We start from the raw sequence: 9,703 nt of genomic DNA, 5'->3' as shown, positions 1-9,703 counted from the left end.
CACTCCGTCATCGCGAGCAGGCTCGCTCCCACAGGTTTTGCGCCTTGATCGACGGGTACTTGGCGTTTGAGACCCGTCGTTTATTTCTTGAGGAACACCACCACCGGACTGTCCTCACGCAACGCATGACAGGTGTTGAGCAATGCGCTCTTGGCGTTGTCGAAAGCCTCAGCATCCGCCGGCGTGCGCGGTGCCACCAGGGAGCGCGCCATGGGGATGGTCTGGAACGCCGTCGTCGCGATCGGCAGCAGCAACTCGGTCAGGTGCACGCAGCCGCCGATCCCGCCGAACAGTTCCTTGATGCGCCGCGTAAACCCCGGGCCGATCCGCTCACCCAGCAACTTTTGATAACCCGGCATTGCCCCGCGACACTGGCTGGTGGGCACGTCCGGCATCGATACCTGCACATCCTGCACGATGAAGTCATCGTCCAGGGTCAGGCGTATCCACATGCCGTGGTACGTCTGGCCCGTCGCGACGGTGCCGCCTTCAGCGAGCGTCACCGGATGGGTCTTGCGGTCGTTCAGCCGCCCTTCGATATCCCACAAGCCATCGGCGCGCAAAAATCCCTGGCATTCCACCGTGCGCCGGTGAATCAACTGGCGGCCGGATTCATCAAGTTCGTCAATCATCATTCAACCCCGCTGCTTGCGGCGACGACGCCACACCAGCACGCCTACCAGCAACACCAGCACTGCCACCACCGGCGGCGCAGCAGCCTTGAGTTTGGGAATGACCACGTGTTTCAAGGCATACATCTGCCCCTGGCGCATGTAGTCATAACCGACCGGCATCGGCAGCACGCCATTGATGCGGACGTATTCGGCGTAGTCGGCTTGCATGACCAAGAAGCGCTCAGGCATCTGCTGTTGCAGGTCATTGACCTCACCCGGGTCGGTGACGATGTTGTAGAGGTGCCATTGCTCGTTGCCCACGGGTTTGAGGCTTTTCACCAATTTGTAATCGCCCTTGAACAGTGCGGCGCTGCCCGACAGCTCATAGCCAATGGCCTGATCCTCGGGATGCACACGGTCCGTTGCGCCAGTGAGCACCGGCACCAGGCTGGCGCCGATCATCGGTTCCACGGTCCGCCCCTGAAACTCACCGTTATGCGCCGGCACCCCGGCCACTTCGAGCAAGGTCGGTACGATGTCGGTGACGTGGGTGAAGGCTTTGGCGATGTGATTGGCCTGCATGCCAGGCACGCCGGAGACGATCAATGGAGTGCGCAACCCGCCCTCGCCAGCAAAGAACTTGTAGCCGCTCAACGGTGACGCGGCGGCGCTGGCCCAACTCGGGCCGATACTGGTGAAGGCGCCCTTGCTGCCCAGGCGATCGAGCTGGCGGGTGTAGTTCATTTCCAGCCACAGCCGCACAGCGGGGATGCCGTAAGGGTCGGTGGGTTCGCTGCCGTTATCGGACAGAAACACGAACACGGTGTTGTCGTATTCGCCGGTGTCTTTGAGGTGCTGGATGAAGCGGCCGATTTCCTGGTCCATGGTTTCCGCCATGCCGGCATAGACTTCCATGCGCCGGGCTTCGTAGCGTTTTTCCTGTTCATCCAGCGCGTCCCAGTCGGCGGTACTGGCCATGGTCTGCATGTCGATACCGGCCGGAAACAGCCCCAGTTCCACCGCCCGGTCGCGTCGTTCGTTGCGCAAAGCGGTCCAGCCGGCGTCATAGCGTCCCTGGTACTTGTCGATGATCGCCTTGGGCGCCTGGACCGGAACGTGATTGGCCTGAAAGCCCAGGTAGGCAAAAAACGGTTTGCCGTCTTGCCGGTCCTTCTCGATGTACTCCAGCGCCTTGTCGACGATGAAGGTCGAGGAGTAATAGTCCTTGGGCAGATGCGCCGGCTGGCCGTTTTCGAACCAGGCCGCCTTGTCGTACAGCGGCACATAAGGCCGCTCTTCCCAGTTGTCCGAGCCGCTGTCGGCCTGGATGAACGAACGGTCGAAGCCACGCTTGTTCGGCAAGGTTTCCGGGGTTTTGCCCAAGTGCCATTTGCCGGTGACGTAGGTGCGATATCCGCCCTCTTTGAGCTGGCTGGCGATGGTGATGGCGTTGTCATTGAGCACGCCGTTGTAACCGGGTTTGCCCAGGTGTTCTTCGGGCATGGTTTCCGGCATGTTGCCGACGCCATTGCGGTGGTTGTCGACGCCGGTCAGCAGCATTGACCGGGTCGGTGAGCAGGAGGCCGTGACATGGAAATCGGAAAAGCGCACGCCTTCACGGGCCAGGGTGTCGATGTTCGGCGTGGCGATTTCGCTGCCGAAGGAACCGACGTCGCTGTAGCCCCAGTCATCGGCCACCAGCACCACGATGTTCGGGGGTTTGGGGGCGGCGAAACTTTGGGTGGCGAAGGCCAGGCAACACAGGGCCAGGGCAAGCGATTTCAACGGGAGCATTCGCGGGTTCCTTTGTTTTTTTGTGGGAGCGAGCCTGCTTGTGATGGCGGTCCGTCAGCCAACATCAATGTTGAATGTCCCGCCCCTATCRCAAGCAGGCTCGCTCCCACAGTTGATCGATGTTTGGCTCGGGTCAGGGTTTCAATAGAGCGCCGACAACGCGGCGAAACAGCCGGCCGTACGGCGGCCGTAAAAGGCCCATCACATCCCATCGCGGCGGTGTGAACACCGAGCGTTCCAGGCTGAATGCCTTGAACCCGTATCCGCCTCGATAGCGACCAAACCCCGAGTGACCGCAACCACCGAAGGGCAAGTCGGTCTGGAACAGGTGCTGCATCACTTCGTTGATGCACGCGCCGCCCGAATGGGTGCGCTCCAGCACGTGCCTGGCTTCAGCGCGGTCATCACCGAAGTAGTACAGCGCCAGCGGCCGGGGGCGCGCATTGATGTAATCGAGTACTTCGTTGATGTCGCGATAGCCGCGAATCGGCAGCAACGGGCCGAACACTTCTTCCTGCATCGCCAGTGTCGAGTCCGGCGGATCGACAAGCAGGGTCGGCGCGATCTTGCGTGAAGCGCTCAAGTCTTCGTGACCCGGATTGACCTCGATCACCCTGACGCAGTGCTCACGGGCGTCTTGCAGACAGGCTTGCATCCGCTGGTATTGCCCGGGCGTGGCCATGGCGGTGTAGTCCGGATTGTTCAGCAGCGTCGGGAACATGCGCTGCATTTCGACCTGCATGGCGCTTAACAAGCGTTCTAGGTCCTCCTCGTGCACAAACACATAATCCGGGGCGATACAGGCCTGCCCTGCGCTGACGCCCTTCCCGCCCCAGATGCGCCTGGCGGCGTTTTGCAGATCGGCGCCGCGACCAATGATGGTCGGCGACTTGCCGCCCAGTTCCAGGGTCAATGGCGTCAGGTTTTCCGCAGCAGCACGCATCACCAGTCGCCCGACCCGTGGGCTGCCGGTGAATACCAGGTGATCCAGCGGCATGGCGGAAAACGCCGCGCCCAATTCGGCACCACCGATAAAGCCGGCCACCTCGAAGTCGTCGAACTGTTGGGCCAGCAACTCGATCAGCAGGCTGGCCGTGGCCGGCGACTGGTCGGAAAACAGCACAATGGCGCGGTTACCTGCCGCCAGCGCTTCAGCCAGCGGCCCCAGTGCGATGGCGATAGGGAAATTCCACGGCGAAATGATGCCGATCGTCCCCAGCGGCTGAAAACGGATTTCAGCCCGGGCACCCAGCCAGCCGCTGCCCAGTTCGGCTTTGCGGCGCTGCGGACGCATCCATTGGCGCACATGATCACGGGCATATTTCAGCCCCTGAATCGGCAACAGCACATCCGCCAACAGCGACTGATCATGACTGCGCCAGGTAAAGTCCTTGGCCAAGGCGTCGCAAAGCGCCTGCTGGTTTTCCAGCAACAGCTTGATGACCCGGTTGATCCGCTCAATGCGCAACTCGGCGGACGGCGGCCCTTCGTACAAAGAGGCTGCCTGTTGGCGCGCGAGCACTGCCGCGACCCTTGCGGAAGTTGGGGCGACAAGCGTTTGCGCTTCACCATGGAGGGGTAAGTTCATGGTCATGATCCTATCGTGCAGGCGCATTGGGGCCGATCAATTCAAAGTCCGGAGAGAATTTGTCCAGCGATCCCAGGACGTCATAGACCGCCATCTTGCTGCCATCGATCTTCAGATCGCCTTTGACCACCGCCTCAAGCGGCGACAGTTTTTCCGCGAGAATGGCGTTCAGCGTTTCCCGAGTCAGGGTCAGCGTGGCGTCGGCCTTGTCAGAGTTGTAATCAGGGACATAGGTCAACGCCGAGTTCTCCAGATTGAGCATGTAACGTTTGCCGTCAGGCCCGACATCGGTGAAGTTCCAGTTGAGGACCACGTGTTTGCCCTCGACATCCGGCGCCTTCAGACGCACCCCCAGGTAGTCGAAAATATTGTCGATGGTCAGCGCGCGCAGCATGTCGGGGCTGGCGGTGCGCAAGGGCGAGGCGAGTTTCTTGCCGCCGCTGCGTTGCTCCATGGCAGCGGCCAGGTAGCTGTTACGCTCCACGGCCGACTCGGCCTGGTAACCCAACTGTTCCAGGGCATCGGCAGACAATTCCCGCGCGGCCTTGTTGTCCGGTTCGGCAAAGACCAGATGGCTCATGGCTTGCGCCACCCAGCGGTACTGACCATTGGCAAAGTCAGTGCGCGCATGAGCGAGCACGGCATCGGCACCGCCGCCGTACTCGACGAATTTCTTGCCGTAATCAACGTCGGACAACGCATCCATGTTGGCCGGGTTGGCGTCATACCAGCCCATGTATTGCTGATACACCGCTTTGGAGTTGCGCTGCACCGAGCCATAAAAACCATGGGTGAAGGTTTCACTGGCCAGGCTCGCCGGCACATGGCTGCGCATGTACTCGRCAATCTCGACCGGCTTGTAGCCCTTGTTGAGCAGGCGCAGCGACTGGTCGTGCAGCCACTTGTACATGTCCCGTTGCTTGGACAGGTAGTTGACCACGCGCTCCTGACCAAACACCGGCCAGCCGTGTTGCCCCACCAGAATGTCTGCGCCGGGCGCGAACTGATGCAGGGCTTGATTAAGGTACTTCGACCAGGCCAGACCGTCGCGAATGCTCGCCCCGCGCAACGTCAGCAGTTGATGCTGGGTCGGCAACGCCAGTTCACCGGTATCAAGCACCTTGAATTGCGGGAAGTAATGGATGAACTCGGCAGGTGCTTCGGTGCCGGGGGCGAGCATGTTGACGATCTCGACGCCGTCGATGGTCAGGGTTTGCACGGGCTGGTCGAGTTCGAGGGTCGGCGGGATCATGGTGATCGTACCGTTGGACAAGGCCTTGGCGCCGCCGAGGTCAATCTGGCCCTGAGCACTGCGTGGCAAGGTGGTGCCGAACTGGTACTCGGCGCGACGGCTCATGGCGTTGCCGGCCATCACGTTCTCGGCGACCGCGTGTTCCATGAAGCCTGCCGGGGCGATGATCTGCACCTTGCCCGACTTCACGTCCGCTTCATCGACGATGCCGCGAATACCCGCGTAGTGATCGACATGGCTGTGGTTGTAAAACACCGCGACCACCGGTTTGCGCGGGCGGTGCTGGTAATACAGTTCCAGTGAGGCATGCGCCACTTCGGTGGCCAGGTTGCAGTCAATGATGATCAGGCCGGTCTTGCCTTCGATGATGGTCATGTTGGTCAGGTCGAGACCGCGCACCTGATAAAAACCGTCCGTAACCTTGAACAGCCCGTTGGACATGCTCTTGCGCGCCTGCTGCCACAGGCTCGGGTTGACCGTGGCCGGCGCATCGGCTTTTTCGAGGAATTCGTAGCCCTTGAGGCTGTACACCACGTGACCGTCGGCGGCGACGGTTTCGGCATCCGGCAGGCTGGCGATAAAGCCGCGCTGGATATCGGCTTCGACCAGCGGATCAACGGCCGGCATGCTGTGCGCGGTGTTCGCATTGGCGGCGATGGTCGCCTCGGTCGCGGCTTTCTGGCCGCCCTGCCCTGCGCTGTTGTCACCCGCTTGCAGATGAATCCCGCTTTGACCTCGCGACCATTGCAGCCCACCGACAATGCTGGCGGCCAACACTGACACCGTCAGCACTACACGGATTTTCTTCATCGCACGGTCTCTCTCTAATTGTTGTTCGAATACCGTTTTGATGGTGCAAGCAAGGCGCCCGGGTTGCCGGTCTTCTCGATCAATTCATTTGTCTTCACAGACCGGACCGCCCCAATGTCACTGACTCATGAGGACCCACTGTRGGAGCCAGCCTGCTGGCGATAGCGGTCTGTCAGCCAACATCAATGTTGAATGTAAGACAGCYATCGCCAGCAGGCTGGCTCCTACAGGGGAATGCGGTGTCTTGGGTTTCTGCCGCATCCCTCCCCCCCTGCGGACAACCGCTTTCGTTGCAATGACCTGCGACGGCCCCCCTTGCGTTCCACTATCGGCACATCAATCACGCCAATAGAGCGCTAACAATAAGAGGAGTTGTCATGAGTGATGATGTGCTGCTGTATGAAATCGTAGGCCCGGTGGCGCGTTTGACGCTCAATCGCCCACGGGCCATGAACGCGTTGAACCTGGCGACCCTCGCCGAGCTGGAACGCTGCCTGAACGACATCGCGCTGAACGATGAACTGCGCGCGGTGATCCTCACTGGCAACGGCCCGGCCTTCTGCGCCGGTGCCGACCTGAAAGAAGTGTTGGCCGGCAGCAGCCTGCCCGCTGGTGAAGCCGACTTCCTCGACCGCGCCAATCAGGTGTTCGGTCAGTTGCGTAACTTCCCCAAACCAGTGATCGCGGCCCTCAACGGCGTGACCATGGCCGGTGGCCTGGAACTGGCAATGTGCGCTGACATCGTGGTCGCCGCGCAAAGCGCGACCCTCGCCGACGCCCATGCCAATTTCGGCGTGTTTCCTGGCGCTGGCGGCGCTGCCGTGCTGCCGCGACTGATCCCGTTGAACATGGCGATGTACTTGCTGATGACCGGCAAATCCCTCTCGGCCGATGAAATGAAAGGCTACGGCCTGGTGTGCGAAGTGCACGCCGACGACGAACTCGCCGACGCTGCCGTGAAGCTGGCGAAACAAATCGCCAAAAAGAGCCCGATCGCCCTGCGCCGCATGAAAGAAGTGGCCCGCGCTTCGGCCGACAAGTCTCGCGACGACGCCTTGCACCACGAGCAAGTAGCACTGCGTCAGCACCTGCGCACCGCCGATTTCCAGGAAGGCCTGCAAGCCTTCGGCGAAAAACGCGCACCGAACTTCAAGGGCCGCTAGGCCGCCACGTCCCCACACCTGCAGGAACAGATAATGAACGATATTTATGTAGTGGGCGTTGGCATGACGCCGTTTGGCCGATTGCTTGACCGCAGCGTCTACGACATGGTCGACGAAGCCGTGGGCCTGGCACTTAAAGATGCCGGCGCCACCACCGCTGACGTCGGCTCGGTGTATTACAGCACCATGACCAACGGCATGCTGCAAGGCCAGACCGGCATTCCCGGCCCGATCGCCATGCGCCGCATCGGCATTGAAGGTGTGCCGGTGTTCTCGGTTGAAAACGCCTGCGCGTCCGGCTCCTCGGCTTTCAACCTCGCCACCCTGGCCTTGCGTGCCGGCCAGTGCGACATCGCGCTGGCGGTCGGCGCCGAGAAGATGAATGTCCCGGACAAGGCCAAGATGTTCGCCGTGTTCGATGGCGGCTGGGACGTGTCCACCGTCGAGCAGAACAAGAAGACCTTGCTGGCCATGGGTGAAGGCGTCGTGCCGCCGCCAGGCACCGTTTCCGAGCGCCCGTACAGCGTGTTCATGGACGTGTATGCCGCCATCGCCCGTAACCACATGCTGCGTTACGGCACCACCCAGCGCCAGATCGCAGCCGTCGCGGCGAAGAACCACCAGCACTCGGTGCACAACCCGCTGTCGCAGTTCCAGCAAGCCTTCAGCATCGACGAAGTGCTGGCCTCGCCAGCGATCTGCTACCCGCTGACCACCCTGATGTGCTCGCCGATCAGTGATGGCGCGGCGGCTGTGTTGCTGTGCAACGCCGATGGCCTCAAGCGTTTGAAAAACTCCGGCGACCGCGCCGTTCGCGTACTCGCCAGCATCGTGCAGACCGGTACCAACCGTGGTCTGGATGAGCCGGAAAAAATCATCGCCCACCTCGCGGCGAAGAAAGCCTACGCCCAGGCCGGTGTGAATCCGTCCGACGTCGACGTCGCGGAAGTCCATGACGCCTCGGCCATCGGCGAAATCCTCAACGCCGAATCGCTGATGCTGGTGCCGTTCGGCGAAGGCGGTCCTGCCGCCGAGCGCGGTGACTTCACCGTCGGCGGTCGCATGCCGATCAACCCGTCGGGCGGTCTGGAATCCAAGGGCCACCCGATCGGTGCCACCGGTCTTGGGCAGATCCACGAACTGGTCACCCAATTGCGCGGCGAAGCCGGCAAGCGCCAGGTCGAAGGCGCACGCATTGCCATCCAGGAAAACGGTGGTGGCCTGTTCGGCATCGAAGAAGCCGTGGTCGCCGTCAACATCCTCGCCAACAAGAATATTTAAGGAGCCCCCCATGGGACACGTCATGCGCACCCCGGAACAACTCGAAGCCGTCGAGAGTTTCCGTCGTTTCCTGGCCGACAAGGTCGACCCGGTGTTCAACAAGGAATACCGCGACAAGTTCATGCCTAAAGAGAAAATGGCCGAGATGATGCGCCAGCTCTCCGAATTCGGCATGGTTAGCGGCGCGGTCAGCGAGGCCCATGGCGGCCTCGGTCTGGACTGGCCGACCATGACCATGTTGTTCGAAGAAGTCGCCGCCTGTTCGGTGGACTTGTCGACGCCAGTGGTCATCAACTCTTTCGGCGCACAGATGCTGGAAAAACTCGCTCCGGATCACCTGCGCGAACGTTACCTGCCGGGCCTGATCAGCGGCGACTCGTTTGTCAGCGTCGGTATTTCCGAACCGGATGTCGGCTCCAACGTGCTGGAAATCAAGACCCGCGCCCGTCGCGACGGTGACGACTACATCATCACCGGCGAGAAAACCTGGATCAGCAACGGCTCGTACTCAGACTTCCTGATCTGCACCTGCCGTACCGGCGATGATCCGCGCAAGGGTCTGACCCACTTCCTGCTGGACCGCAAAGAACACCCGTATGAAGTGCAGAACATCCACAAGATGGCCTGGAACAGCCAGTCCACCGCGCAAATTTTCCTCAACGACGTGCGCGTTCCGGCCAGCAACATCATCGGCGGCGAAGGCCAGGCGCTGAAAAACACCCTGTCGTTCTTCGAACGTTCCCGGGTGTTTGTGGCGGCTCAAGGTCTGGGCATCGGCCGTCGCGCGCTGGAAGAAGCCGTGCGTTACGCCAAAGAGCGCAAGCAACACGGCAAAGTGATCGCCGGCCACCAGTTGATCAGCGGCATGCTCGCGGAAATGGCCACCAACGTCGACGCCGCCCGCCTGCTGACCTACCGCGCCGCCGAGATGATCGGTGCCGGCATCCCGGCAGAAATGGAAGCGGCGATGGCCAAGTATTTCGCTTGCGAAATGGCGGTGACTGTCGCTCGTCAAGCCGTGCAGATCCACGGCGGTGCCGGTGTGACCACCGACTTCCTGGTCGAGAAACTGGCCCGCGAAGCCATCATCGTGCCGATTCCTGAAGGCACCACACAAATCCAGCAACTGATCATTGGCCGCGCCCTGACCGGGGTCAACGCGTTCTGATCAACCGCCCGTTCCATCCCAAACAATAACAAC

Annotated in this window: 7 protein-coding genes; 3 read left to right on the top strand and 4 right to left on the bottom strand. The window is 61.4% G+C overall.

Annotation, left to right across the window (positions count from 1 at the left end):
- Positions 1-80: 80 nt before the first annotated feature.
- The 4 genes from AC1DSG_RS07130 to AC1DSG_RS07115 all read right to left on the bottom strand — a co-directional run bounded on the left by AC1DSG_RS07130 (position 81) and on the right by AC1DSG_RS07115 (position 6,058).
- On the bottom strand, positions 81-635 hold the full coding sequence (locus AC1DSG_RS07130; RefSeq protein ID WP_477790252.1) for a DUF2889 domain-containing protein: 555 nt from the start codon (positions 633-635) through the stop codon (positions 81-83).
- Positions 636-2,408, bottom strand: coding sequence for an arylsulfatase (locus tag AC1DSG_RS07125; RefSeq protein ID WP_477790251.1), 1,773 nt, complete (start codon positions 2,406-2,408; stop codon positions 636-638).
- 133 nt (positions 2,409-2,541) lie between these two features.
- Positions 2,542-3,996, bottom strand: coding sequence for a coniferyl aldehyde dehydrogenase (locus AC1DSG_RS07120; RefSeq protein WP_477790250.1), 1,455 nt, complete (start codon positions 3,994-3,996; stop codon positions 2,542-2,544).
- A 10-nt stretch (positions 3,997-4,006) separates the two neighbouring features.
- Entirely contained in the window at positions 4,007-6,058 is a 2,052-nt protein-coding gene (locus tag AC1DSG_RS07115; RefSeq protein ID WP_477790249.1) for an alkyl/aryl-sulfatase, read from the bottom strand.
- 377 nt (positions 6,059-6,435) lie between these two features.
- Here AC1DSG_RS07115 and AC1DSG_RS07110 point away from each other — a divergent pair, with 377 nt between their 5' ends.
- Genes AC1DSG_RS07110 through AC1DSG_RS07100 form a run of 3 tightly spaced genes read left to right on the top strand, consistent with a single transcriptional unit; the run spans position 6,436 to position 9,670 of the window.
- Complete coding sequence (locus tag AC1DSG_RS07110; RefSeq protein WP_477790248.1) at positions 6,436-7,221, top strand: enoyl-CoA hydratase/isomerase family protein; 786 nt, start codon at positions 6,436-6,438, stop codon at positions 7,219-7,221.
- A 33-nt stretch (positions 7,222-7,254) separates the two neighbouring features.
- Positions 7,255-8,502: a thiolase family protein gene (locus AC1DSG_RS07105; protein WP_477790247.1), complete on the top strand. Its 1,248-nt coding sequence runs from the start codon at positions 7,255-7,257 to the stop codon at positions 8,500-8,502.
- A gap of 10 nt (positions 8,503-8,512) precedes the next feature.
- Positions 8,513-9,670 (top strand): acyl-CoA dehydrogenase family protein, encoded by a 1,158-nt coding sequence (locus tag AC1DSG_RS07100; protein ID WP_477790246.1) that lies wholly within the window; start codon positions 8,513-8,515, stop codon positions 9,668-9,670.
- The last annotated feature ends 33 nt before the right edge of the window (positions 9,671-9,703 follow it).

The organism is Pseudomonas sp. P5_A12 (assembly GCF_056400685.1).
Note: the sequence above shows the minus strand (reverse complement) of the source record. Positions and strands in the feature narration are given on the sequence as shown.